The organism is Colwellia sp. MB3u-8 (assembly GCF_014076985.1).
Classification (GTDB): Bacteria; Pseudomonadota; Gammaproteobacteria; order Enterobacterales; family Alteromonadaceae; genus Cognaticolwellia.
In genome coordinates this window covers 82,560-106,934 of record NZ_JACGVA010000070.1, presented here as the reverse complement: position 1 = coordinate 106,934, position 24,375 = coordinate 82,560, and the positions used below count along the sequence as shown (strand labels likewise).

Here is a 24,375-nt window from a genome sequence, read left to right as displayed (position 1 = left end):
CTAAGTAAATCACTATAGCTTCCATATTTCATCTCGATATTGCCTAATCGTATGATCGCTCGAAAACACACCACTAGCCGCAGTGTTTAAAATACTCATTTTGGTCCACAAGGTTTGATCGCTATAAGCTTTATCAACAAGGCGTTGAGCTTGAAAATAACTGTCAAAATCATAAGCGGTTAACCACATATCATGCGGGTCACGAATAGCATTAATAATTGAATCGAAAATACAGGGTTCAAATAAATTAAAGTGACCACTTTCTAACAAGTGCATTACTGCCGATAACGTGGCGGAATTAGCGATAATGTCGTTAGGTTGATAATTTGCTCGAATGTCTGAAATTTCGTGAGCTTGAGCGCCGAATAAGAAAAAGTTTTCTGCGCCAACGGCATCTCTAATTTCAATGTTTGCGCCATCTAATGTCCCTATGGTTAGCGCACCATTCATCATAAATTTCATGTTACCCGTACCTGAGGCTTCTTTACCTGCCGTTGATATTTGCTCAGACAAGTCAGTTGCAGGGCAAATAATTTCCATCGCAGAAACATTGTAGTTCGGTACAAAAGCAACTTTTAAGTACTTAGCGGCTTTAGGGTCTAAATTGATGGTGTCAGCGACATTATTAATCAGTTTAATAATCTCCTTCGCCATCACATAGCCTGGAGCCGCTTTACCGCCAATAAGTACGCATCGCGGTGTAATATCAGCGGTATCGCCTTTGCGAATACGATCATATAAGCCAATAACATGCAAAATATTCAGTAGTTGACGTTTGTATTCATGAATACGTTTAACTTGCACATCAAACATCATATCAACAGCAAACTTAACGCCTGTTGCTTGTTCTACATAGTCAGCTAAAACGGCTTTATTGGCCTGTTTACTTGCTCGCCATTTTTCTTGAAAAGCATGCTCTTCAGCAAATTTACTTAATTGAGCAACATGAGCAAAATCAGCAACCCAGCCTTTATCAATTTTACTTGAGATAAGTTTTGCTAAACTGGTATTGCAATGAGATAACCAACGGCGTGGAGTAACACCATTAGTTTTATTATTGAATTTTTCAGGCCAAAGTTGGTAGAAGTTATTAAATAATCCGGCTTTTAACAGTTTAGTATGCAAAGCCGCGACACCATTAACTGAATAACTACCCACAATCGCTAAGTGTGCCATACGTACCTGTGGTTCATGGCCTTCTTCAATTAATGACATTGCTTGTTGCTTACTCGAATTTCCAGGCCATGCAACAGCAACCTGTTGAAGAAAGCGGGCATTAATTTCATAAATAATTTCTAAAATACGCGGTATTAGCTTAGCAAATAAACTAACCGGCCACCTCTCTAACGCTTCAGGTAATAGCGTATGATTGGTGTAGGCCATTGTTTGTGAGGTAATATTCCAGGCGTCATCCCATGACATAAAATAGTCATCCATCAAAATACGCATTAATTCAGCGACAGCGATGCTTGGATGGGTATCGTTGAGTTGAAAACTATTCAGTGCAACAAATTGATCAAAGTTGTCACCACAGTTTTCAACATAACTATTAATCGTATCTTGCAGAGACGCTGAAGATAAAAAGTACTGTTGTCTTAGGCGCAGTTCTTTACCATTTTCACTACTGTCGTTTGGATAAAGTACCATAGTGATTTGTTCAGCTAGATTCTTTTTAGCGACCGATTCAGTATAACTACCGGCGTTAAATTCATCTAAATCAAATTCATCTGTCGCTTCAGACTTCCATAATCTTAAGGTATTAACAATACCATTTTGATAGCCAGGAATCGGCATATCATAAGGCACGGCAAGCACGTCTTGGGTATTATTCCATTGGCGATGCTGTTGCCCATTGCGCTCTTTAATCACATCAACATGACCAAAAAATTTAACTCTGATGGTTTTTTCAGGTGCGGCAATTTCCCATGGATTACCATTACGTAACCAATTATCAGGATGCTCAACTTGCGCGCCATTTTTAATTTCTTGATTGAACATGCCGTATTCATAACGAATACCGTAGCCTATAACGGGTAAAGACAAACTTGCACAGCTATCTAAGAAACAGGCTGCTAAACGTCCTAAACCACCGTTACCTAGGCCAGCGTCATGTTCTGCTTGTTCAACATCTTCTAAGTCACAGCAATAACCTTTTAAAGCATCACGAACGGTATCATCTAAATCTAAATTTAAAATAGCGTTATTAAGTGTACGGCCCATTAAAAATTCTAATGAAATATAACCCACACAACGCTGATGACCTCGAGATTCCCTAGTTGCTCGCCATTGTGCCACTAAACGGTCACGAATGGTGATCGCAAGCGCGTTATAAAGGTATAGGTGAGACTTTTGCATTTTGTCACGACCTAATGAAAAATGAAAATGTCGAGCTAAGTCTTCTGAAAAGGTGTGTTCATTCATCAGCACACTATCATCTGATGCAGTAATTTCACATTGAGTATTTTTTTTATTCATCAATCCGTACATCCTATTTATTTTTATAAGCAATCATTTAATAAAACAATGGTTGAAAATGGTGCCATGGTAATCAGTCGTTCTGCCGGTATATTTCGTACTTCTGCTTGCTCGCTGCTCGACGTTGTATCAATCATAACTTGCCAGTGTTTTATGGTCTCAATCTCTGGCAATTGAAATTCTATCGACTCTGATCCGGCGTGAAAAAGGCAGAGAATAACCGGCGTATCTGGTGCTTTATCTTGTATCAAATAACCTAATGTTGCCGCATGATGAGAATGCCAATGATCTTTTTGCATGGCGAATCCTGACGGATGGAACCAAGTGATATCCACGGCAGATTTTTTATCATCTTTATGAATAAAACGATCATGGCTTAACATAGAAAAGCGTTTTCTGAGTGCAGTTAAGCTCACAGTAAATAATTTAAGTTCTTGCGCATAGAGCGCGTTTTCATCCCAATCTAACCAATTTATTTCATTGTCTTGGCAATAAGCATTGTTATTGCCCTGTTGACTACGCCCTATTTCATCGCCTGCCAGTAGCATAGGTACGCCTTGAGACAACATAAGCGTTGCCATCATATTTTTTATTTGCCGTAATCTCAGCGACAAAATTTCCTCATCGCTCGTTTCACCTTCTATGCCGTAATTATGAGCAAAATTATCGGAATGACCATCGCGATTTTTTTCACCGTTAGCTTCATTATGGCGGTCTTGATAACTGACTAAATCACGTAAAGTATTACCATCATGACTGCAAAGAAAATTGATGCTAGCAAAGGGTTGGCGACCACTGTGTTCAAAAATATCACTTGAGCCATGAATTCTGCGGGCAAATTCAGGCAACAAGCCTTTATCGCCTCGCCAATAACGTCTCATGGTATCTCGATAACGGTCGTTCCATTCAGACCACGGCGCTGGAAACCCGCCTAATTGGTAGCCTCCGGGACCAATATCCCATGGCTCGGCAATCATTTTTACACTATTGAGAATAGGATCTTGTAAAACAGCGTCTAAAAAGCCATTACTTTTATCAAAACCATGTAGCTCTCGTCCTAAAATAGTGGCTAAATCAAACCTAAAGCCGTCAACACCCATCACCTGAACCCAATAACGTAAACTGTCCATCACCATTTGCAATACACGGGGATGACTGATGTTCAGGGTATTCCCGCAGCCAGTGTCGTTAATGTAATATCGGGGTTCAGCAGAGTTTAAGCGATAGTAAGAAAGGTTATCTATACCTCTAAAGCTTAGCGTTGGGCCTAATCTATTACCCTCACAGGTATGGTTGTAAACCACATCAATTAATACTTCAAAACCTGCCTGATGTAGTTCATCAACCATGCGTTGAAAATCAAGTATTTGATTTTGGTTTAAGTAATCTTGATGGGGCACAAAAAACGCCAGTGAGTTATAGCCCCAATAATTAGACAGTTTTTTGTCCGTTAGAAATTGCTCTGAAATGAATTGCTGTACCGGTAGTAATTCTATCGTTGTGATGCCAATAGCACGATAATGAGCGATCATCGCCGGATGACTAATACCTAAAAAAGAACCACGTAACTGTTCAGGCACTTGAGGGTTAAGTGCCGTTAGCCCTTTAACATGTCCTTCATAAATAACGGTGTTTTTCCACGCGATGGGCTTTCTTTGCACAAGTGTTGCACAGACGTCCGTAACCATAGCTTTGAGCATTACATCGGCATTATCTCTAGCATCAAACGATAAATCTTTTTTAGGATCATTAACATTATAAGCAAAGTGACGATCTGACCATGAAAAGTTACCTGTTAATGTTTTTGCATAGGGATCTAACAATAATTTATGATGATTAAAGCGATGACCAAACTCTGGATTATAAGGCCCATAAACGCGATAACCATAAACTAAACCGGCTTTAGCCCCTTTAAGAAAACCATGCCAAATATCATGTTCACGCTGAGGTAAAACAAAGCGTTTTAATTCTTTGCTGCCATATTGGTCAAAAATACACAGTTCAATTTTTTCAGCATGAGCTGAAAAAATAGCAAAATTAACCCCAGTCTCGCTAACAGTTGCGCCTATTGGATAGACACTGCCGGGCTCCATTCTATAATGTTCCATGTTTCTCCAGTAACGTAAGACAGATGACTATCATTTAATTTATACAGAGTGCCATCTTAATTAAAGTAATAAATTAGAGTAATAAATTAAAGTTTGTTATAAATTAAATCATCAAAAGCTAAACTTGAAGTAAAAATTAGCTTTTGACTTTAGTCCATTAAAATAGTATTCATCGTTTATAAAATAAAAGACATAGGCTTTACTCAATACTTGCCCATCATAACCATGGCTTCAGTTACATTTTAAAGCGTAGTGACTACGACACTATTTTCACTGCCAAATGCATTGGGTAAGTATTGGTCAGCTTGATAATCATTTTCCCACTCAGTTGCATTTAACAGGTAACGAAAATGAAAAATGCCGCCTTTAGGTAATCTCAGCTTGGTTTTAAAACTTTGTGTTTTTTTATTAAACTTCATTTCAATGGCTTGCCAGTCATTAAAATCACCCACGAGTGCGGCTGTTGTTACGTCACTTCTATTAAATTCAAAAGTGACTTCAGTTTCATCTTTGGTTTTAAAAAATTTTTTAGTTAGCATTGTTATTCTCCATAAATAATGCACTAATTGATCTGAAATCAGTGATTTCGCTTTATTTAAGTGCTAAATTTTACCACTAATTGCCCATAATGCGCGTTGTCGATTGCAATAATCATTTATATATCGCCATGATAGAAAAGCATAAATCGAGTTAATTATAAAAACTAACCAGCATCATTAAAGTGATTTTACTATTTTGCTTATGATGTAACTTTATTTTTGTTGTAAAGTTATGTAAAAAAATTACATTTAATAAGTTGACAGCTAAAAAAGTACGATTAAAAGCTTTTAGTGCTGTAATTCTAAACTATAAATTGTTAAAATTACAACAATATGTAATTTTATTTCATAATAAAAAGAGAGTTTACATGAGTCTCATCGAACAATTAGCCGATTTAGTGGGTTTTCACTCAAGTTACACAGGGACATTTGGCGATCAAGTGTATGCTAAAGACCAAGCCAAACGGGCGTTGTTAAAAGCAATGGGTTTTGCATTGGATGACAAGTCATTAACTGAATCAATCGATTTTTTAAAGCAAAGTCAATGGCTTAATATATTACCTGTTGTTCATATTGCCAAACTTGAAGAACAGCAACATATAATTAAAGTCAGTCTGCCTAAAATGGGCAAGTTATTACTCAATTGGAAGGTAACACCTGAGGTCGGCAATGAAATAGAGAGCAAAATAGCCAGTGAGGTCATAGGCTCGATTAACGTTGACGACATGCAAATTATTGCTGAGCAAAAAATAGCTGAAACACAATATTACCAATATTTATTAGTTTTACCTAAGCTTGAGCAAGGTTATTACCAACTGACGATAAGTTTTGGTGATGTGCAAGCGAGTTGTCCTCTTCTCTATGCACCTAAAAACTGTTACAGCGCTCAAGAAGCTTCAGTTAATAAAATATGGGGCTACACTGCCCAGTTGTATTCACTGCGTAGTAAAAGTAATTGGGGCATAGGTGACTTTACTGATTTAGCTAAGCTTGTTGAAACCTCAGCGCAGCAACAGGCCTCTGCTATTGGATTAAATCCATTGCATCCGCTTTATCAACAAAATCCTGACCATCGTAGCCCTTATTCACCATCAAGTCGTTGCTTTTTAAATCCACTTTATATAGATGTCACCAAGGTAGCCAACTTCGAATACTGTGAACTTGCACAAATAAAAGTAAAAACTAAAGCCTTTCAGCAAAACATTATCGATGCTAAAGCAAGTCATTTGATTGATTACTCTGCGGTTGCAAAACTTAAGTTTGACATCACAGAGTTATTGTTTGAAGATTTTTATCACTACGATACCAGTGCTAATAAAACCGATTGTTATAAAAAAATGTCAGTCGAGTTTGATGATTTTAAAAAAATAAATGGTCAAAAATTACAACGTTTTGCAACCTTTGATACTTTGTATGAGTATTTTAATATCGCGGATAAAAATGCTTATGGTTGGCAAGATTGGCCAACTAGCTTTCAAGATCCAGATAGTGAAGAGGTGTATAGATTTCAACTTGCTCATGCTGCACGCATTGAGTACTTTTGTTTCTTACAATGGATAGCACATCAACAATTGAGTGCCGTCACTCAATATACAATCGACAAAGATATGGCCATTGGCTTATATCTTGACTTAGCGGTAGGCTGTGATGGCTCAGGCTTTGATGTTTGGTCTGATAAAGAACTTTATGTTACTGGTGCTTCAATCGGCGCACCACCTGATGGTATGAACCCGCTTGGACAAAATTGGGGATTAACGCCGATTAACCCTGTCGCATTACAAAAACAGGGCTATCAGTCATTAGTAAAAGCACTTCGTAGTAGTATGCAATATGCCGGTGCTTTACGTATTGATCATATTTTAGGCTTAATGCGGCAATATTGGGTAGCGCCAGGCATGGCAGCAAATGAAGGTGTTTATATTAACTTTCCTTGGGATGATATTTTACGGGTGATCGCCTTAGAGTCTCGTCGTAATCATTGTGTTGTGATTGGCGAAGACCTGGGTAATGTGCCTGAAGGGTTTAGCGAAACGATTCAAAATGCAGGTCTTTTATCTTTCAAAGTATTGTTTTTTGAGCGTTGGGAGTCTGGTTTATTCAAACGCCCTGAAAATTTCCCCACTCAATCAGTGATAACGGTTGCCACCCATGACACAGCAACATTAACGGGTTGGTGGCAAGGGCGAGATTTACAGTGGCGTCAACAACTTAAGCTTTATCCTAATGATGAAGCCGGACAGGCTGATAGAGATGCACGCGCCAGTGAACGTGAAAACCTGCTTGCGGCTTTAAACGATCTGCAAGTAATAGATATGAGCAAAGCGCCACCACTTGAACCCGCTCTGATGAATAGCGAACTGAGCATTGCTGTGCAAAAATATTTAGCCACTTCGCCAAGCCATATTCAACTTATTCCATTGGAAGATGCCTTAGAAATATCGGAACAAGTGAATATTCCAGGTACCATTGATCAGCACCCTAATTGGCTACAAAAATTACCGGTAGCGTTAGAGGATTTTTCTCAAACCAGTTCAGTGAGAAAAATAGCTCAAGCTATGAATATAGCCAGGCCAAAATAAATAAATTTTTATCGCTTATAAACTATGCTGAAAGGCTTATAGCTCAGTAGGTCTAACGAATAGTCCAACAAAATATAACAGAAAAAAAGCAAATATGGCTATAGTGCAGATGACAAAAGTTCATTATTGCTCTGCACCTTACTACAGTGCTAATTTCAAGTTATATGTGGGTATAAATAACTTACATTCATTCTATTATGCCATTAAGTATTACATTCTGTGACTTATTGGCTGATTTAATCTACCAATAACCCCTTAATAATAATGCTAATATCACTTAAAAGTTAGTTTTAAAGCCTCTATAAAATTTTGCATCTAGCGAATTAAAAGCTTAATCATCCAAGTAATAGTCATAAGATATTCAGGTTAAGCAGGCCATAAAACCTAGCTTATTTTAGTTAGTGAATCACTGCTGCATGTTGTTTTAATAAACCTTTTAGTGAGGTAAAGTTCTCTAGGCAGTTCTCACAGATTGGATACTTTTTAGCGAACATTAAAATAGGTAATAAGGTTAGCCTAAGGCCATTAAAAGCGGTAACTTTAGCATCTTCTTCTGCGCTTTTTGAGTTAGCTATATTGAGTAAATATTCATGTGGAACTGTGAGGAATTTCAACGATAATTCCAAATGGTTGGTTGACTCGTACAAGGCTGATAAATTATGACAAGCGCAAATCCAAGCCATCAATGTTTCGGTGCACATAGGATGATTACGATAAGATAACGCCAATAAATTATAGGCTTCACTATAAAACAACTCTGCTTGGCTCCACTCTTGTTCATGAAAGGACTCATTGCCCAATTGTAATAATGATTGCCATTGTTTATCTTCCATTTTCGAGTCCTTTATATTTTTGATATCGCTAACAACGCCTTGTTTACTTATCTCCACGACAGCTCCTTTAATTCAGTCATTAATCTCTCAGCTTTTATTGTTATTCTTGCGAACAACCCACAGCACAAATGATAATCATTATCATTTGTGCTGTCAAATAAAGTGAGCAAACTTTTTAATAGAAGTTTCACCATCGACTTATTCAGCGCGTTTAAATGCACATAAATACAGATAAATACAGATAAATACGCTTAGATGCTATAAAAAAATAAATGTAAACGGAAAGGTTTTATCAATAACTTAGCATTAAAAAGACTGGTGGCATTGCGTATTAAGCCTTTGTATATAAATAATTATTTTTGATGATGGCGTAACTAAAATGCGAAGATTTAGGTGAAAGGTACCGTAATAAAACGGCTAATTTATATAAAAACATCGTTTATATCAAAAAATAGTTTACTGGTCATAAAACAGCAGAGTTTTATAGGTATGAAAACCTATAAAACTCTGCTGTTGATTATACCAATAAGCATAATGTGCTCGTTAGTGATGTGGATATTCAATAAATCAGCTACTGATTGATTTAGTTTCCAGAAAATCATCAAAACCAAATTCGCCCCACTCTCGGCCATTACCCGACTGTTTAAAACCGCCAAAGGGTGAATTAAAACCATGCGCAGCACCATTGATACAAATCATACCTGCGCGTAATTTTCTGGCGACTTTTTGTGCTCGCTCAGGACTGGCTGATTGAATAAAGGCGGCTAATCCATAAGGAGTATCATTGGCGATGCTAATCGCGTCGGCTTCATCTTCATAGGGGATCATCACCAACACTGGGCCAAAAATTTCTTCTTGAGCAATAGTCATCTCATTAGTGACGTCGCTAAAAATAGTCGCTTGGGTAAAGTAACCGGTTGCAAAACCTTCAGGCTTGCCTACCCCGCCAGCAACCAATGTTGCCCCTTCATCAATACCCGCTTGGATCATGGCTTGCACTTTTTCAAACTGAATGGCACTCACTAATGGGCCGATATGATTACCCGGCTCAGCAGGGTTACCCACCTTTATTTTTGCTGCAACCGCTTTTGCTACCCTAACTGCTTGTTGATATTTACTTGCCGGTACCAACATACGTGTGGGTGCGTTACAAGATTGGCCCGTATTACTCATGCAATGAAATACACCCTGGGTTACCGCTTTATCGATATTAGCATCATCTAAAATAATGTTCGGTGATTTCCCCCCTAACTCTTGTACTACACGTTTTACGGTATTCGCTGCCGATTTTGCAATAGCAATGCCTGCACGAGTTGAGCCAGTAAATGACACCATATCGATGTCTTTATGAGCAGAAATGGCTGAGCCAACCCCGATACCATCTCCGTTAACCATATTAAATACACCTGCGGGATAACCGGCATTATGTATCATTTGTGAAAACAATTGCGCGGATAAAGGCGCAATTTCACTTGGCTTAAGGATCATGGTACAACCTGTGGCTAGCGCAGGTGCTATTTTACAAGCGATTTGGTTAATCGGCCAATTCCAAGGCGTGATAAAACCACAAACCCCAATAGGCTCTTTAATGATTTGAGCATTGCCGACAATACGTGAAAATTCAAAAGCTTTTAGTGTCGCTAATGCTGATTCAATATGAGCTTTACCCGCATAAGCTTGTGCCTTGGTAGAGAAGTCGATAGGTGCGCCCATCTCCAATGAAATAGCATGGGCCATGGCGTCATAGTTATCCATGTACTGGGTTAATAACGCCTCTAACAGCGAAATACGCTCTTCTACGCTACTGTAACCAAAAGTCGCAAAAGCATTTTTTGCCGCGCTAACGGCTAAATCAACATCTTGGCTTGAGCCTAAAGAAATGGTTGCAATTTCTTGTTCAGTTGCCGGATTAAGTACCCCATAGTCTTGTTTTACTAATGGCTTAACCCACTGACCATTAATATAAAATTGACGGTAATCTTTCATCTAAATCTCCAAGTTAATTGTGTCTGCCTGTTGATAGCCAGCTTATGTTTATAAGTAAAAATGCTATCAACCGCTAGCGCAAACGCATGGGTCAGTATTACTTGTTATAAAATAAATAAGGGCATGCCAACTCTCATTGACATGCCCTTAACTTATTCTGTGGCCGTTATTATCTAGCTGATATGCTTAGAACGGCTATTTTTGTTATTTATGCGCTAATCGTTAACAAAAAGCCTGAAGGCCTGTAATGGCACGACCTAAAATTAGCGCATGAACATCATGTGTACCTTCGTAAGTATTAACCGCTTCAAGGTTCATCATATGACGAATTACGCCATATTCATCACTAATACCATTGCCACCGTGCATATCACGAGCAACACGAGCTATATCAAGTGACTTACCACAGTTATTACGTTTCATTAATGAGATTAATTCAACCGGACATTGATCCGCATCCATTAAACGTCCCATTTGTAAGCAGCCCTGTAAACCAAGCGATATCTCAGTTTGCATATCAGCGAGTTTCTTTTGAATGAGCTGATTAGCCGATAGAGGACGACCAAATTGTTCGCGATCTGCGGTGTAGTTTCTCGCTGAATTAAAGCAAAACTCTGCCGCGCCTAATGAGCCCCAAGCAATACCATAACGCGCTTTATTTAAACAACCAAAAGGCCCAGCTAACCCTGTAATTTCAGGGAACATATTTTCAGCAGGCACAAAAACGTTATCCATCACAATTTCGCCAGTTATTGAAGCACGTAAAGAGAATTTACCTTCAATTTTTGGCGCAGATAAACCATCCATCCCTTTTTCAAGGACAAAACCACGAATTTTACCCTCAAGTTTTGCCCAAACAACAAAAACATCCGCGATGGGTGAATTCGTGATCCACATTTTATTACCCGTTACGCAGTAACCACCCTCGACTTTCTTAGCGTGAGTGGTCATAGAGGCTGGATCGCTACCTGAATTAGGCTCAGTCAAACCAAAACAGCCAACCCATTCACCTGAAGCGAGTTTAGGTAAATACTTCATACGTTGTTCTTCACTGCCGTAAGCATAGATAGGGTGCATAACCAATGACGATTGCACACTCATCGCGCTGCGGTAACCACTATCAACGCGCTCTACTTCACGAGCAATTAAACCATAGCTGACATAATTGACTTCACTGCCACCATATTGAGCGGGTAAAGTAGCACCCAATAAGCCTAACTGACCTAACTCACGCATTATTTCGCGATCAAAGTGTTCATGTCTATTGGCTTCAAGCACACGTGGTTGAAGTTTTTCTTGGCAATAGTCATAGGCAGAATCGCGGATCATACGCTCTTCTTCAGTGAGTTGGCTATCAAGAAACATCGGATCTTGCCAGTTAAAAGCAGTTAATTTTTGGCTCATAGGATTACCCTGTATGTAGTGTTTTGCAATAATAGTTTGATTTATGATTGTACTCTATCCTTAAAGTATAAATAAATATAATATATAGTTATTATATTTTTCATAACTTTTACTTATAGCGCTTACTCATATGAATTTGAAACGTCTTGAATATTTTTGTCAATTAGCCGTACTGGGCAACTTTACACGGGCAGCACATAAAATAGGCATTGCTCAACCCGCATTAACTATCGCCATTCAAAAGCTAGAACAAGAAGTTGGACTCAAGTTAATTAACCGTGCGGAAAAAAATGCTTTATTAACCGCTGAAGGTGAAGTGCTATATAAACTGTCTACCCAACTATTAAGCCAAGTAAAACAAGTTGAATTAGAATTAGAAGAATTAAAGAATCTCGAACGGGGCACCATTCGTTTTGGCGTTTCAGCCATGATGGGCTCTTACTACTTCCCAAAAATATTGACCGCATTTAAACAAAAACATCCAAAAATAAAAATACACTTGGTTGACCAAGGCACAGCAGCGCTGGAAAAAATGTTGCTGAACGGCGAACTTGATTTAGCCTTAGTACGTGGTGATTTAGAGAATTCACAACTGCGTTACACTGAGCTGATTAATGAGGAAGTTGTTGCCGGCATGGCCAAATCGCACCCATTAGCGGCTGAGCAAACCCTATCACTTACACAGTTTTGCCAACAGCCACTGGTATTATTTCATGAAGGCTATTTTTTACGTGAAGTGGTTAGTCAGTATGCAAAAAAACATCACTTAGCATTAGATGTTCCCATGGAAACTAATCTTATTGAGCTGCAAAAATCATTGGTTCGCAATGGCGTTGGTATTACCACTTGTCTAGCGCGTATTTTACAAAACGAGCCGCAGATGACCTCCATCCCCTTTGAGCCAAAAATTGAATTTAAATTGAGTTTAGCGTGGAAAAAAAATCATTCTGTTTCTCAAGCCAGTAAGGCTTTCATGGCTTATTTAAGCTCAATGGTTGAGCCTTTGGATTAAGCTTAACGGTTTTATATCGCTTAGTTCATCTTAAAAGCAGTCGTAAGTACTGAGGCTAAGCGTACTTTAGCCACTTGTTATAACAGGGCTACAAAAGTTACACGCCGTTGATTAATTTTACGAAGGCAAGGATACTTAACTTAACGATATTTTGCTGTCACTTAACAGAATAAAACACTGATATTGCTGTTCATTGATAGTAATGAAGTTTTATCTTGATCACCCGTGTATACACAATGCTTTGATTGTTTTTTAAAGGGTCTGACTTCTTTTCCTTTTCCCACTTTTCTCAAAGATATAAAAAACCAAACACCTGAATAAAGTCGGTGGCTAAAAAATGATTAATAACAAGGCTAAAAATATCCAAACCCTGTAGAAACTTGCATTCCAAAAGTCATCCCCCTATGGTGGGTACTAAAAGCAAGCTAATGCTTTAATTAACCAACTACAAAGGGAGTGCGACGAATGGAAAACAACAACGACCAAAGCATGAATAACTTTGCCGCCATAAAAACCACCATAGCCAATAACGAAGAACAACGGCTCAAAGAGTTACTGGCAGGCCAAGTAATGCAAGAACTTGAAAAAAGCTACCTCATCGACCTAGCCAAAATAGGAAATAATCACGCGATTTTGAAGATCCTAGAAGACATTCCTGTGGAAACTCAAGAACAGCAATAAGCTGTGTTTCAACTTTATAAAAGTTTTGAAAAATAGTATGAATTGGGTTAGCAACAATTTGATTCAAATTTTCAAGCTTTGTTAACATACTGCGACCTGCCTCAAAACTTGTATTACTATCTAACGCCTGAGTTCAGGGCGCATTTGAGGCGAAGCCTGTTTTTGCGACAGCAAAAATGGGTGGCAGGTAAAATGTCCGCTGCAACGATTTGTTAAGCACAGTAAACTCTCAATGGTCCTGCCTGATTGAAACAATGCCTAGATATTCATGGAAAGGTCGCTCAATAAGTCAATCTAATCGTTAAATCAAGGTTTTGCCCATCGTACGAAAAGCTGGCGGTTTCGAACGAAGGCGCGCTCATCGAGGCTTTTGCACCGCTTGAAAAACCGTAGCCTTCCGTGGGGACCCCTAGCAAGTTAGTGCCAAGCTTACCGTCCATATTTTTATCATGAATGACAACCAAGGCATACGTTCCCGGCGGGATATCTAAAAAGTTGCAACGCGCCTGCGTATCTCGAATTTTCATCATCATTATATTGGTTGCGGAGTGCAAAAATTCAGTTGGAAAACCTGCTGAAGATTCGAAAAGCGCACAAGCTACAACCCCAGTGCTATTTTTAATGTTCGGAATTTTTACTTGAATTCCAGAGCAGGTTGATTGAGCAAAGACGATAGCGGGAAGATGTGCAAACACCAGCAAGACCCAGCATGCTAAACACCGAATCCCTTTAGAGAAGCGCGTCACCGGATGCCTGACAGTGGTGGCCAACGCAGACTTCCTATTAGTTGATTCACTCATTAGTTCCCTCATAGCACCTATTGCCCTAGCCTGGTTGGATCCGCCATTAGACGCCTAACGTCTTGATAACCCGCGACGGGTAGCCAGCAATGAGCCTGATTACTGACGGAACCTTGGCAAAACCAATGAACTGCGACTTGCCTCAGTGGTCATGGTCAGCGTTTATTAAATTGCTCAGCGATTTTTGCCGTTTGAGTCCAATATTGTCCATTTGGCCTCAAAATCGACAATGTGGCCTAGGAATATCAAGTACTACATGGTACGTCAACCAGCATTGCATTGAAATATTAGTTACCTAACGTGGCTATACCCCAGGCTTGATAAAATTTCCCCTGGATTAATTTTTTAGGTTGATAAAAAATATTGAAGCCGATACCGATAACTAGGCCTTTTCTTGTATCATTGCATTATTTTTATATCATTTGTTTTCACACAGGTATTGTTGAAGTCGTCAAACTTATCGCATGTGGTTCGCACAAAAGACTTATGCCCTGAGTCGAAAGAACACTTTGTCTGATAATGACAGGTGCTGTTGAACTTTTCCCAGTACTGACATTCTTCAACGCATTGGAGATTTTTGTATGTATAAGTCTGTTTTTCAAACAGACACTTTTTATTAAAATCGTCCCAGTACTGACAGTCTTTGAGAGCCTGCGGTACATCCTCAGCTAACGTTAGGCCGCAGGTCACGGTGAGGTTTCCCTGTCGAAATGTTTCTCCCGTTTCAAGACTTACCTCTTTTGCGCAGACACTAACGGCTAAAAACGTCACCGCTCCAATGAAAGCCATTAAAAAAATTTTATTCATGATCTGATTCCTTATTAACTTAATTTTCTATAATCTAACAACACAATGGCAAAGACTGTAAGGTTTTGTTTCATATATCAAGGTTTCAAGTCGTTTTTATTTTTTAGCACTGACTGTGTAAAGCTAACATCCCACTTAAAAAATTCAAATTCAAATTCAATCATTTATGATCTCCTTACTACTGAACTGAGTTGTCACAAATAAGGGGCATTCAATGATCCCTGTGGTGTCGAAGCGGACTATTTATTATGATGGTTTTGTACCTAAATTAGGTCGGTTTTTTGTATAAGTGACCGTTAAACCGAATCTTCCAAGTAATTGCAATTTGGCCTTAAGAATTATTTATTGCTAACGACTTTTCAGCTCGCATTAAACGAGCCTATTACCCGCCAAGCCAACACAGAAGATAAGTGTACAGGACATTTTTAGGAAGAGCGTTTTAAATCTCAAGCTTTACTGGACGAAGATGCATTACTAGCATGTATGGCTAATGTTGACTTAAACCCCGTACGTGCAGGAATTGCCACTACACCAGAGCAAGATGGTACGGGACCTCCTGTAACGTCAACTATATCGATAAAGGGAATTACCATGGAATATTTAACTCAGGAAGGAGATTGGTGCTTTGAAGTAAAACAAGTACAGGCACGCAGAGTATCGGAGTACGGTAAACCTTACACAGGTAGTCCACTCCTTACTGTAACCGATGGGGTTCTACATGTAGAATCCTTAATTCTGAAAGAAGGGGATACGTTTAGTAGAAAGGATTACAAGAATATAATCAAGTACGCCTCCGACGCTAAATTCCCTAAGATAGAAACCAGACGCTACAAAAGTGGAGTTATACTAGATAAAGAGGTGTATAGCTAAAACAAAACGTCATTTGACATAAAATGAAAATATATGATGGTTCATATTTTCCATATTAACACCTCACTTACATCCTTAAGGGAGTGGAAGTCGGTGATTGCTAGTCTATTACTCAAGGGTTTCTACATAATTCAGAGTTCAAAAAAACGCTTTCTGCTGTTGTGCAAACCAGCGCTGAATATTGTTGCATATTCAAAGAACCTTACTGAGCTCAAATGCCTTTTTCTTGGTCAGAAAAATCAGGCCCAGCAGTCCCGCACCGAAAAGAAAGAAAGTTCCAGGCTCAGGAACGGGCAAAGCGGCCGTCTCGCCAAAAACCTGAACCTCAGCGAGCATTAGATAACCTTGATCAAGCCTCTGTACTTTCACAAACTCACCAAAGATGTTTTCAGGAAGGTCAATGGTTAGAGTGGGATAGGGATAGCCACCGGCACCGTAAAAGTTCTGCGTCCAAACCGTGTTGTGATTTTCATCGGCGATGGTGACATCAAAGTTGGTTAGCCAACTAGCGCCACCGTCGCTTCTATTCCAGAGGACAACTTGACTCAGACTGTAACTAGCAAGAAGATCAACTTCCCACCACGGCTGATAGTCGTTCAGGGTATGAGCGACCGATCCACCACCGTAATAACTCATATTCGTATTGTCGTCATTGGCAAGCCAAGGTCCGGCGACCCATCCCCAGGAACCGTTGGAGGACTGACTAGCTATACCGCCCGGGGCCAGATTTATCGGACTGGCATGCGTAACAGAAACTGTCACCGACATAAGCGCCATACTGAATAGCAAAGCTAAAAAATTATTCTTCAATTGATATTCCTTTTAATTCCCTCGCACATTTGCACGCTTAGGTAATAGTTAAATGTGATACGTCATCTACCAAATTGGCAGATACTTCTTGATGATTATCGACAATATTGGGTTACATGGATTTATTCAGGCATACCGTCGTCAATAATAGATATAGGCTGTAAAACTAAGCTTCTAAGCTTGTTTCTTAAATCGACGAGATGCTATACCCATTAAGCCTAATGCGAAAATGGCAAGTGTCGATGGCTCTGGCACGGCCGTACTTCCTACCAGGCTTACGCTAAGGTCATCAATGGCGAAGCTTTCATTGGATTTACCCTCATCAATTTGCGCTAAAAAATCTATTTTGACCGTACTTGCAGTGTGGCTAATATTCTGGATGCTAGCTAGTGTTCCGAGATCAAAAGCTGAGTCTTTGCTCCAATATTGGCCGTTTGTGCCTGCCAATTGGCGCTTACTTACCAATCTAGTACCGTAGGTCGGACTTGGACTACTCCAAGCTGTCATGGGTGCATTGAATACAAGTTTATTGTCGACGCTGACATTGAAATAGTCGTTAGGGTCGATCGAATCCATGATGGCAAACAAAAAATCCAGGTTAATGGCCGTATGAGAGGCAAGTCCGGTCAGCGTCAATGTCGCCGTACTGGATATTCCGGAGCTACGCAGCCAATTAGTTCCGGAAAAGCCATAATCAGAGAAACTACCTTCATTGCCAGAGCCCATCGCTTCTAGATCCCAACCAGTCAACTCCGAAGGCCGAGGACCTTCAAAATCATCCGACCATTCGATAACTCCTGCATTCGCTACATTAGTTAAACAACTCATAGATAAAACTAAAACAGAGAAAATAGTCTTTAAAAACTTAAATTTCATTTGATATTCCTATTAATCCTTTCACACACAGCAATTGTTGAGGGTTCTGATTAAAGTGATACTGCATCGTACAAAACACCCAAATGCAATTAACGTGCCAAAAATATAAACCCTATATTTTCAAACAGTAAAGGTTTCATGATATTTAATTCTTAAGCAAGTGTAAAAAAACCTGACATTAAATCTTTAAAAACACAGTCAGTAGTGTCCATTAAACAGCTTGAGTGGATTAGGTTAAGTATAAAAGTAGCTCTCGATATTTGAGGGGTGAAAGATATAAGACACTCATATAACAAAACTGACAACATTAACATCGGATGTTAATTGTTGTCAGGCTTCAAATTCGCAAAGGATACTGTGATGCCAAGGCCAGGGAATACAGGGTTTCTCTCGATGCTACCCTCTATTACCCTTGGTTCATCGTGCTTTTCTGTGCGGTAAAGATAAACTCACGGGGTAATTATTTGACCTGTTTTTGCTCCTACAAGACAGGATGAAGAAAAGGCCTGCAACGCGGTAGTTATAACAAAGAATAGTGGGCATATAGACGATGGGAGTGTCAGGATTTTTTACATACTTAAGTACAACAGTACATCGAGTATTTTTATTTCATTGATATAGATAAACTTTATATCTTGGCATAATTATTGCTCTGGTTTGCATGTAACTTATTAACTATATAAATCACTTACCGAATTCTAAGGAAAAGAGACCGAATGGAAATTTCAATGAAATTAAAATGTATTAAAGCAGCTGTAGTCGGCCTAATATTCTCTGCTAGCTGTTTGCTGAATGTTGCTAATGCAGGATTGATACATTCTTATGAATTTTCTGGTAATGCAAGCGATGGAACGGGTAGCGCTAACGGTACTGTTTATGGCGCAACTTTAACCACAGATAGGCACGGTAATTTAAATAGTGCTTATAATTTCGATGGTAACGATGCAATTGTCGCGAACTTTGTATCACCAAGCACCACGACGTTTGCAATGTGGGCCACTTGGAATGGTAATGAAGTGGATATGTTGTTTAATTCTGGACCTAATGGTCAAGGGCCAGATTTATTTTTTTACAGCAATAAAATTTCCTGGAACACCTGGGATTCAGCAAGCAATCCTTTTGGATTAATCTCAAATACAAACATTAATGATGGCGAGTTTCATCACTATGCTGTAGTTAATGATGCAGGAAAAGCTGTAACAACACTTTATATTGACGGCAGTATATTTGGCACAGCGGCTTATAAGTATAGAAGCAATAATGAGTTTACAATAGGCGCTGCCAGCTCTGGTGGTGGTTATGGGTGGCACGGAAAAATTGACGATGTTCAAATCTTTGATACGTCCTTAGATCTGGTCGGAGTACAGAGTTTAATGGCATCAAATGAAGTACCTGAGCCATCAACACTAGCTATTTTTGCATTAGGTATGATTGGGTTAGCATCGCGTCGATTAAAGAAAAAACCCTAATAATACCAATCTCACTAATTATCTGACCATTTTTACTGGTTAAAATAACCCACTACTGCGTTATTTATTTAATAATTATAACAACTAGTGATTAAAATAAATGCCTTATAATTGGCCATCTTTTCTGCGTATAAAGTAGACCACTCAATTAATGAAATTGGTATAAATAAGTTTTTATCAAAAAATTTTATCGACGACGGTATGCCTTCTAAACCCATGTAGCCCAATGCCGTCAATGATATTAAAAGCGTAGTATCAAGAAACACCTGCCAATTTGGTTGAGTATAGGTAAAAAAAACGTCATTTTTCATAAAATGAAAATACACCTTGCCTCATCTTTTGTATATCGACATCCCTTTTATATCAATAATGCCCCGCCTGTCGTCTATTACTCAAGGGTTTTTACATAATTCAGAATTCAAAATTCAAAACAAGCGCTTTCTACTGTTGTGCAAACCAGCGCTGAATATTGTTTATGATGATGAACGGCTTTTATTCAAACAGACTTATTTGAGGCGCCGCTCTACTTTGTGGTGGTAATAATCAACGACTTTGTCATTTTTTATTCAGGTTGCTATTGCTATCCCAAAAACCCGTTTAAGTCTTTGCGCCCAGGTCATCAATGATGTTTTTGTGCCCGTGTTCCCCACGCCCTGTCGTCAATGCTTGTTTAGCCTTATTTCGTTTTGCCCGCGTTATTGTCACGCGGTGTCGACGGTTTAGTGCAAACACTCCATGAAACCTAGTGAGATTTACGCTGGGTTTGGGTACTAAGACCGCTAAACGGGCGATAAAATCCAGCGGCTCAAAGATCACATGAGTGGTGCCGTCACGGTAGGCTGTTTTGAGTTGGTAAGAACCTTGCCATAAGCCGTCATTGCCAACCTTTTCCTGATACCCCAGAGCGGGTAATATAACGGCACAGCCTGACGCAAGCCCTTGTTCTGCCATAGGTGAAGTGGTTTAAGGTAAAGACCTTTCGTCCTTGCTGTTTGCCTGTAGCGATGCGTAAGTAATGGAATACCCGTACATTTGCAACATCAGATCGTCTTCCGGCCCACCCAAAGCCAGGTAGTCATTGCCACCCTCCCTAATAAACCCTCGCGCTCAAAAAAACCAGCCACACGCTATCACCTTTGATATTTTACTTATGAATGCCGATCAGGCGATGTATGACGCTAAAAAAAATGGCCGCAACTGCAGTTGATTTTATACACAACTTCTGCAGGAACTAGCGACTCGACGAATGTTCCTGTTAAACGAACTCTGCAATGCTATTAAAGAGCAACAGTTCAGTATTTATTATCAACCTATCGTACATATCTCGACGGTAGCGGTTCATAAAGCTGACACTTTAATTTTTTGGAATCATCCTGTTAAAGGAATGATTAATGTTTTTTGGTGTTCCTATGACACTACCTGAGTAAGCTACATAGGCATGATATTTTTTGATGAGACTTGTGTTAAGTATTTTTACACTTTAAGCTCAATTTTTTTGCTCTCTCACTTTGGCGTATTCGCCGAGAAGAGTGAGTGTTGTTTGATTTAGTAGAGATTTCTGACAAGCCAGATACTCTGTTACGGCTAGCCATCCGACATCCTCGTATCGGACCAGTATTAATAGTGGATGAGCAGCAAATAGGATATTTTGACAATATTAGTGTCAGGTTTTTTTACACATAAAACTTAAAAACCCCCGGAAAACACTTAACCAATTGTTTTTACTGTAATTATTTATCTGGCCCGATTATTGCTATAACAGGGTTATGGCCTATTGGCGACGATACAAAAAATCGTACCGCATATTTAAGTAAAGGATTGAGATGATCAGCGATAAAATGGATTTAGCAGCATGTGGGCAGACAGAGATATTTGGACAGAATTATCTATCCTACACATTCAATTTCTTACGAACAGGTTTATAAAATGATAAATTTAAAAATGGATTTGAGATTACTATCGTTGCTTGTTTGCTTGCCAACTTACGTATCGGCAGGGCCTATTTTTATCGAAGATCTGCAAGATTTATCAGTATATTCATACACATATGCGACAACCGGTGCCGATTCATCGGTGAACGGCAGCCTGATGTCGGGCGGTGTCGGCACTTCGGGTGCTGGCGGCTCTGTATCAGGAGACTTCACGGCAGTCGGAGCTATCACTATTGGCGGCATATCATCGACAGGAAAAATAGCAACAGTAGGTGGTAACATGACATCGGGCGGCGTACTAACTACTGGTGACCACTCGGAAGTAGGTGGTGACGTTACGGCCGCCGGTGCAGCAACCGTGGGGGCAGGCGGTGGCGTCAGTGGTAATCTGGCGGCGGCGGGCGCTGTTACAACCGGCGCAGCTTCACAAGTCGACGGCAACGTCGAGGCAGGTGGGGCAGCATCCATCGGCGTGGGCGGTTCGGTGGGTGGCACCGTTGCCGCGGTGGGAGTCTATACAGAAGACGCCAACAGCGAGCCGCAGTCATCAATTGTCATTGAGAATAATCCGGTCGACGCAGCGGTGCTAGTAGCTGGCCTGATCAACACGGTCGATGGCAACAAGAATCAGATCCTAGCAGCGCAACTTGCTTTTTCCCAAATGGTCACAACCGAGATACTCAGTGCAACGATGCCCGCCGACCTGACGCTGCTTTCCGGCGTTTACGAAGCTCCTAGCTTCTCGACCACGGCAAGTCGGACCCTTACTCTTGATGGACAAAATAAGAAAGACCAGTACTGGGTGTTTAATATCGGCGACATCCTTAAGATGGGTGCAGGGAGCAAGATTGTGATGGTCAATGGCGCAAACAGTGACAACGTTATCTGGAATGCCGGTGGCAATGCCGACTTTGGTGATGGTTCGTCCTTTCTCGGTACGTTGTTGGCCAGAGACTACATCCACGTCGGCGCAAACGCCAAGGCCCTGGGTCCCGGTGGCTCCTGTGGTGGTCTATTCTCAGCGTTATCCTACGTTAGCACTGGTGACGCCGCGCAAATAGGTGGTGATGGCTGTAGCGGCATCGCTTCGGGTTTCCATGTCGATAGTGACAGCGGAGTAGCTTATCACGCCGCTTCAGTGCAGGTTGCGGAACCCCCCATGTGGGCACTATGGATATCCGCCTTTGGATTCCTTGGCTTATCAATTCGCCGCAAGAGAACCGCTTTGGTCGCAGCTTGATATTAGTTGAAAGACTATAATGGTGGCTTAGTTCGAATTCAGACCTAACTAGATATTGGCGTTATCGTCAATAAACAGATTTTTTCATCTCTGGTTAACGTCAGCTATCAGGAAACTTCTAGCATAAGGTGGTTGTTCATCTATGTCCGCTGTAGATCAAAACATACAATAATTTTCAGTATAAATTATAAAATGCTAATGTCTTCAGTGTGGCCAGCCTGTGTGAAAACTATTTTGAACTGGTGTAATTAGATAATATCAACGAAAAAAGGCGCTGTAGATTAAATTCTGTAGTACGTTTGATAACAAACCACCTGTTAATTTACGTAGCGTCACATAAAAAATTTACGCTGGGAGTTTTCACACAGCCAGTGGCATTAGTGAGCCTTAGATAATTATTTTAACCACCATGAATATTTTTTGCTGCCAAAGGATACCGTTAGGCTATGGGCCAAACATATGTCTCGAACAAATAAACCGCTAATAGAATTCCGCCCACATTGATTGCAAGAGCCAAAAAAATTCTCCACAGCGTCCAGTACTTAGTTGAGTCTGTGTGTGTGCCGGATGGCTCGGGAGGATTTTTATTGACTGCGACTACTTGTAGAGGCACATCTAAAGGCTGCAGCAGTTCATCTCGTTTTTTTTCGCTATACCTACAATTCGCGACTGTAATTCTGTGATTGGCGACATAGTAAGGAATGTGTGCTGAAACGTAAATGCCAAGAATAAAGACGTAATATTTCGCCTTATGCCAGCTACTAGCCCAAAAACCTTCAGGTTCGGGATAAGACAAAACCAATAAGAAGCTCGCTGCAACCACATGAAGTAATATCCAGGGTATTAATATAAAATATTTTAAACGCTTAATGTTTCTAACAGCACGCTCGTCAACCCATTCCTCGCTTTGGACTTTTGCCTCGTAAGCGATCCTTTGTCTGGTTTCAGCTTGTTCTTGGCATAAACTTTGTCTGGTTTCAGCTTGCTCTTGGCATAAATCTGGATTTTGACGGATATAGTCTGCGCAGCCACGTCCATAGGATTTTCGCATCTCTTTGTCTTCAAAGGGGACATAAGCCATAGGGATGACTTCGCCACTATCATTAAAGACAAAATGCACTTTCGGTTCCGCTCTATAAGTGAAGGTAAATCCTTTTGTTTCATGACGAATGAAAAAAGATGAGTGGCAGGCTTCATCAACTCCAGCGCCGTAAGCCGTATCGAGCATATACTGCGACGTAGCACCCTCGATATATTCTTGGGCGATTCGGGCAAGAAAGCCATCAATTATCAACTGCCTTACCTGGGCATGATAAATATGGCTAGGCCTACAGCTATATGTAAGGCTGCCATCTTCGTTTAGAATATAATCATATTGGGCAACGTCATATTCTATATTGTAGCCCCAGCCATATGCGTACTGTAGCTGTTGTTGCACGGCATCATAATGCCGACGGTCTTGCACGTCCAATATGCTGCGACGGCAAGCAGGACAATGATCCCATAGGTTGCCTGAATAGTTGCAAAAGTATAAATCATAGCAACGTTCGCAGTTTCTCATGTGGGACAAAGATATGCTCAACTTTGTTATTATAGAATTATTTAATGCTGATTATAACGCAACTGTAAGCACCAGACATCCAATTTTTTGTAAGAGCTATTGTTCATTAATCTGCAAATTAACGACAAAGCCGCTGCGGGTTTCTCTGCCAACACTCAAAAGATCCCAGGCGTGGTACATGCCGTATTCTTCTCCGGCAAATAACCAGCTGTATTAGCTGCGCGTCCCCCGTCGTATTCAAACCTATTTCGTCAACGAGTCAAAGCAGAAACAAAAATGCCCCAAAAACTCTGTTTTTTTGATCTTTATTTAGCTTCTACAACTGTGATAAATGGCACCAGACACACGTTAAATAACAGTTTATTTTGACCGAATTAATTGCTTTGTTGTCATT

At 40.1% G+C, this 24,375-nt stretch carries 17 protein-coding genes and 2 pseudogenes; 7 read left to right on the top strand and 12 right to left on the bottom strand.

The window, feature by feature from the left end; genetic code table 11:
* Positions 1–12: 12 nt before the first annotated feature.
* The 3 genes from H4J54_RS15500 to H4J54_RS15490 form a co-directional block, all read right to left on the bottom strand.
* Positions 13–2,475 (bottom strand): glycogen/starch/alpha-glucan phosphorylase, encoded by a 2,463-nt coding sequence (locus H4J54_RS15500; RefSeq protein ID WP_182191908.1) that lies wholly within the window; start codon positions 2,473–2,475, stop codon positions 13–15.
* Between the two features lie 23 nt (positions 2,476–2,498).
* Positions 2,499–4,583, bottom strand: coding sequence for a glycogen debranching protein GlgX (glgX, locus tag H4J54_RS15495; protein ID WP_182191907.1), 2,085 nt, complete (start codon positions 4,581–4,583; stop codon positions 2,499–2,501).
* A gap of 242 nt (positions 4,584–4,825) precedes the next feature.
* Positions 4,826–5,122, bottom strand: a complete 297-nt coding sequence (locus tag H4J54_RS15490; protein ID WP_182191906.1) for an isoamylase early set domain-containing protein — start codon at positions 5,120–5,122, stop codon at positions 4,826–4,828.
* 368 nt (positions 5,123–5,490) lie between these two features.
* Between H4J54_RS15490 and malQ the strand changes: the two genes are divergently transcribed.
* Positions 5,491–7,701: a 4-alpha-glucanotransferase gene (malQ, locus tag H4J54_RS15485; protein ID WP_182191905.1), complete on the top strand. Its 2,211-nt coding sequence runs from the start codon at positions 5,491–5,493 to the stop codon at positions 7,699–7,701.
* A gap of 398 nt (positions 7,702–8,099) precedes the next feature.
* Here malQ and H4J54_RS15480 read toward each other — a convergent pair whose 3' ends face one another.
* The 3 genes from H4J54_RS15480 to H4J54_RS15470 all read right to left on the bottom strand — a co-directional run bounded on the left by H4J54_RS15480 (position 8,100) and on the right by H4J54_RS15470 (position 11,924).
* Complete coding sequence (locus tag H4J54_RS15480; RefSeq protein ID WP_182191904.1) at positions 8,100–8,591, bottom strand: hypothetical protein; 492 nt, start codon at positions 8,589–8,591, stop codon at positions 8,100–8,102.
* 510 nt (positions 8,592–9,101) lie between these two features.
* A complete protein-coding gene (locus H4J54_RS15475) occupies positions 9,102–10,520 on the bottom strand; it encodes an aldehyde dehydrogenase family protein (protein ID WP_182191903.1) in 1,419 nt (472 codons plus the stop codon).
* A 222-nt stretch (positions 10,521–10,742) separates the two neighbouring features.
* Positions 10,743–11,924, bottom strand: coding sequence for an acyl-CoA dehydrogenase (locus H4J54_RS15470; protein ID WP_182191902.1), 1,182 nt, complete (start codon positions 11,922–11,924; stop codon positions 10,743–10,745).
* 130 nt (positions 11,925–12,054) lie between these two features.
* On the opposite strand from H4J54_RS15470, the gene H4J54_RS15465 reads away from it, so the two are divergent.
* Both H4J54_RS15465 and H4J54_RS15460 read left to right on the top strand, forming a co-directional pair.
* Entirely contained in the window at positions 12,055–12,936 is an 882-nt protein-coding gene (locus H4J54_RS15465) for a LysR family transcriptional regulator (RefSeq protein WP_182191901.1), read from the top strand.
* 465 nt (positions 12,937–13,401) lie between these two features.
* A complete protein-coding gene (locus H4J54_RS15460) occupies positions 13,402–13,617 on the top strand; it encodes a hypothetical protein (RefSeq protein ID WP_182191900.1) in 216 nt (71 codons plus the stop codon).
* 281 nt (positions 13,618–13,898) lie between these two features.
* Here H4J54_RS15460 and H4J54_RS15455 read toward each other — a convergent pair whose 3' ends face one another.
* Entirely contained in the window at positions 13,899–14,417 is a 519-nt protein-coding gene (locus H4J54_RS15455) for a DUF2141 domain-containing protein (RefSeq protein ID WP_259367147.1), read from the bottom strand.
* Positions 14,418–14,816: 399 nt separating this feature from the next.
* A complete protein-coding gene (locus H4J54_RS15450) occupies positions 14,817–15,224 on the bottom strand; it encodes a hypothetical protein (protein WP_182191898.1) in 408 nt (135 codons plus the stop codon).
* A gap of 363 nt (positions 15,225–15,587) precedes the next feature.
* Between H4J54_RS15450 and H4J54_RS19575 the strand changes: the two are divergent.
* Positions 15,588–15,764: pseudogene (locus tag H4J54_RS19575) on the top strand (transposase); the annotation flags it as partial.
* A gap of 522 nt (positions 15,765–16,286) precedes the next feature.
* Here the strand turns inward: H4J54_RS19575 and H4J54_RS15445 are convergent.
* Both H4J54_RS15445 and H4J54_RS19570 read right to left on the bottom strand, forming a co-directional pair.
* The gene (locus H4J54_RS15445) at positions 16,287–16,904 is read right to left on the bottom strand and encodes a discoidin domain-containing protein (protein WP_182191897.1); all 618 of its coding nucleotides are present in this window, start codon (positions 16,902–16,904) and stop codon (positions 16,287–16,289) included.
* Positions 16,905–17,078: 174 nt separating this feature from the next.
* Positions 17,079–17,780 (bottom strand): PEP-CTERM sorting domain-containing protein, encoded by a 702-nt coding sequence (locus H4J54_RS19570; RefSeq protein WP_259367148.1) that lies wholly within the window; start codon positions 17,778–17,780, stop codon positions 17,079–17,081.
* Between the two features lie 716 nt (positions 17,781–18,496).
* On the opposite strand from H4J54_RS19570, the gene H4J54_RS15435 reads away from it, so the two are divergent.
* Entirely contained in the window at positions 18,497–19,249 is a 753-nt protein-coding gene (locus H4J54_RS15435) for a LamG-like jellyroll fold domain-containing protein (RefSeq protein WP_182191896.1), read from the top strand.
* A 681-nt stretch (positions 19,250–19,930) separates the two neighbouring features.
* On the opposite strand, the pseudogene H4J54_RS19830 reads toward H4J54_RS15435, so the two are convergent.
* Positions 19,931–20,177 (bottom strand): annotated as a pseudogene (locus H4J54_RS19830) (transposase); the annotation flags it as partial.
* Between the two features lie 318 nt (positions 20,178–20,495).
* On the opposite strand from H4J54_RS19830, the gene H4J54_RS19825 reads away from it, so the two are divergent.
* Both H4J54_RS19825 and H4J54_RS15420 read left to right on the top strand, forming a co-directional pair.
* A complete protein-coding gene (locus tag H4J54_RS19825; protein ID WP_182191894.1) occupies positions 20,496–20,672 on the top strand; it encodes an EAL domain-containing protein in 177 nt (58 codons plus the stop codon).
* Between the two features lie 449 nt (positions 20,673–21,121).
* A complete protein-coding gene (locus tag H4J54_RS15420; RefSeq protein WP_182191893.1) occupies positions 21,122–22,420 on the top strand; it encodes an ice-binding family protein in 1,299 nt (432 codons plus the stop codon).
* A 439-nt stretch (positions 22,421–22,859) separates the two neighbouring features.
* Here H4J54_RS15420 and H4J54_RS15415 read toward each other — a convergent pair whose 3' ends face one another.
* A complete protein-coding gene (locus tag H4J54_RS15415) occupies positions 22,860–23,885 on the bottom strand; it encodes a hypothetical protein (protein ID WP_182191892.1) in 1,026 nt (341 codons plus the stop codon).
* Positions 23,886–24,375 lie beyond the last annotated feature (490 nt).

What these genes read in the sequence shown, in the direction of transcription:
- H4J54_RS15500 (WP_182191908.1), bottom strand. Translation starts at nt 2,475, where the DNA reads ATGAATAAAAAAAATACTCAATGTGAAATTACTGCATCAGATGATAGT.
- glgX (WP_182191907.1), bottom strand. Translation starts at nt 4,583, where the DNA reads ATGGAACATTATAGAATGGAGCCCGGCAGTGTCTATCCAATAGGCGCA.
- H4J54_RS15490 (WP_182191906.1), bottom strand. Translation starts at nt 5,122, where the DNA reads ATGCTAACTAAAAAATTTTTTAAAACCAAAGATGAAACTGAAGTCACT.
- malQ (WP_182191905.1), top strand. Translation starts at nt 5,491, where the DNA reads ATGAGTCTCATCGAACAATTAGCCGATTTAGTGGGTTTTCACTCAAGT.
- H4J54_RS15475 (WP_182191903.1), bottom strand. Translation starts at nt 10,520, where the DNA reads ATGAAAGATTACCGTCAATTTTATATTAATGGTCAGTGGGTTAAGCCA.
- H4J54_RS15470 (WP_182191902.1), bottom strand. Translation starts at nt 11,924, where the DNA reads ATGAGCCAAAAATTAACTGCTTTTAACTGGCAAGATCCGATGTTTCTT.
- H4J54_RS15465 (WP_182191901.1), top strand. Translation starts at nt 12,055, where the DNA reads ATGAATTTGAAACGTCTTGAATATTTTTGTCAATTAGCCGTACTGGGC.
- H4J54_RS15460 (WP_182191900.1), top strand. Translation starts at nt 13,402, where the DNA reads ATGGAAAACAACAACGACCAAAGCATGAATAACTTTGCCGCCATAAAA.
- H4J54_RS15455 (WP_259367147.1), bottom strand. Translation starts at nt 14,417, where the DNA reads ATGAGTGAATCAACTAATAGGAAGTCTGCGTTGGCCACCACTGTCAGG.
- H4J54_RS15450 (WP_182191898.1), bottom strand. Translation starts at nt 15,224, where the DNA reads ATGAATAAAATTTTTTTAATGGCTTTCATTGGAGCGGTGACGTTTTTA.
- H4J54_RS19570 (WP_259367148.1), bottom strand. Translation starts at nt 17,780, where the DNA reads ATGAAATTTAAGTTTTTAAAGACTATTTTCTCTGTTTTAGTTTTATCT.
- H4J54_RS15435 (WP_182191896.1), top strand. Translation starts at nt 18,497, where the DNA reads ATGGAAATTTCAATGAAATTAAAATGTATTAAAGCAGCTGTAGTCGGC.
- H4J54_RS19825 (WP_182191894.1), top strand. Translation starts at nt 20,496, where the DNA reads ATGTTCCTGTTAAACGAACTCTGCAATGCTATTAAAGAGCAACAGTTC.